Here is a 1,741-nt window from a genome sequence, read left to right as displayed (position 1 = left end):
TTGGCCAGTTCGGCCAGATCGGTGGAGAAGAACAGGATGGCGAAGCCGCGGGCGGCGAGATCGCGCATCAGCGCGAAGATCTCGGCCTTGGTGCCGACATCGACGCCGCGGGTGGGATCGAAGAACAGCAGGATCCTCGCCTCCGCCGCGAGCAGCTTGGCGAGCACGACCTTCTGCTGGTTGCCGCCCGAGAGCGTGCCCGCCGCCTGCTCCATCGAGCCGGCCTTGATGCGCAGGCGCTCCATGGCGTCACCGACCAGAGTGCGCTCGGCGGCGGGATCGAGCAGCCCGTGCCGGGCGATCCGCTTGAGGGCCGAGAGCACGACGTTCTCGCGGATGGACTTGCCGAGCAGCAGCCCCTGGTTGCGGCGATCCTCGGGCAGCAGCGCCATGCCGATCTCGGGCGACAGCGCCTGCCCGGGGCTGCGCGGGGTGACGCGGCGGCCCCACACCTCGATGTCGCCCTCGGACCGCTCGGCGCCGAACAGCGCCATGAACAGTTCGCGCTGGCCATGGCCCTGCAACCCGGCGACGCCGAGGATCTCGCCCTCGCGCAGTTCGAAGCTGGCGCTGCGCAGCAGGTGGCCGACCCTGAGGCCGTCGACGCGCAGCGCCGTCCGCTCGGTGACGGTCGACCGGCGTTCGGGGAACAGCCGCTCGAGCCGGCGTCCCAGCATCATCGAGACGATGGCGTCGTCGGTGAGGTCCGCCGTGCGCTCGGTCGCGACGGTCTGGCCGTTGCGCAACACGGTGATGCGGTCGGCGACGCGGCGCACCTCGTCCATGCGGTGCGAAATGTAGAGCACCAGCCGGCCGGCGGCGGCGCGCTCGCGCGCCTGTGCGAGCAGCCAGTCGACCGCGCGCGGCAGCAGCGCCGACGTCGCCTGGTCGAGGGGGTGGAGGGCGGGATCGCTGGCGTGTCCCTTGACGATCTCGATGAGTTGCCGATCGCCGATCGAGAGGCCGCTCACCGGGGCATCGGAGCGGATCGGGTCGAGCCCGAGCGCGGCGAACAGGGCGCGGGCGCGCTCGTTGAGGTCGCGTTGCGAGATGGTGCCGAAGGGGGAGAGCCGTTCGTCGCCGAAGAAGATGTTCTGGGCGACGGTGAGATCGGGGATGAGGGAGAGTTCCTGGAACACCGGGCTGATGCCGGAGCGCCGGGCGGCGCGCGGATCGCGCGGGCGGTAGGGCCGGCCGGACAGCTTCAGTTCGCCGGCATCGGCGGCCACCGCGCCGGCGAGGATCTGGATGAAGGTGGACTTGCCGGCACCGTTCTCGCCGAGGATGGCGTGCACTTCGCCACCCTCGGCGGCGAAGTGCATGGTATCGAGCGCGAGGATGCCGCCATAGCGCTTGCTGATCCCGAGAGCTTCCAGCAAAGGCACCATCCCCGAGCCCGGCCGATCCGCGACGCCGGGTCAGCCGCCGGTCCCGGCAGCTTCCCCCGCCGTGATGTTCACCCAGTCGGGGCTGGCCGGCAACACCAGGCCGGGCGGCAGGTCGGGGAACACGTTGACGCCGATCTCGAGCTTGCGCAGGTCCGTCCCCGGCGAGAAATCGCCCGTAACGATGTCGGTGGTGAGCCGCGGATAGTCGCCGAGAACGGTCTTGTCGGCCGGCGGATTGCCGTCGAGGATATCGACCGCGAGCTTGATCGCCTCGGCGCTCAGATAGGGCGGGTGCGTGTAGATGAAGCACTTGAGGCCGGGGTCGGTCTCGGTGGCGCAGGCCGTGGCCGAGC

At 70.7% G+C, this 1,741-nt stretch carries 1 protein-coding gene and 1 pseudogene; both read right to left on the bottom strand.

The annotated features are described in order from the left end of the window. A partial coding sequence (locus tag ACE3TU_RS22050) for a sugar ABC transporter ATP-binding protein (protein WP_374627997.1) occupies positions 1 to 1,379 on the bottom strand: 1,379 nt, incomplete at its 3' end. Positions 1,380 to 1,418: 39 nt separating this feature from the next. Further along, positions 1,419 to 1,741: pseudogene (locus ACE3TU_RS22045) on the bottom strand (sugar ABC transporter substrate-binding protein); the annotation flags it as partial.

This window comes from Devosia sp. (assembly GCF_041917035.1).
Lineage (GTDB): Bacteria > Pseudomonadota > Alphaproteobacteria > Rhizobiales > Devosiaceae > Devosia_A.
Note: the sequence above shows the minus strand (reverse complement) of the source record. Positions and strands in the feature narration are given on the sequence as shown.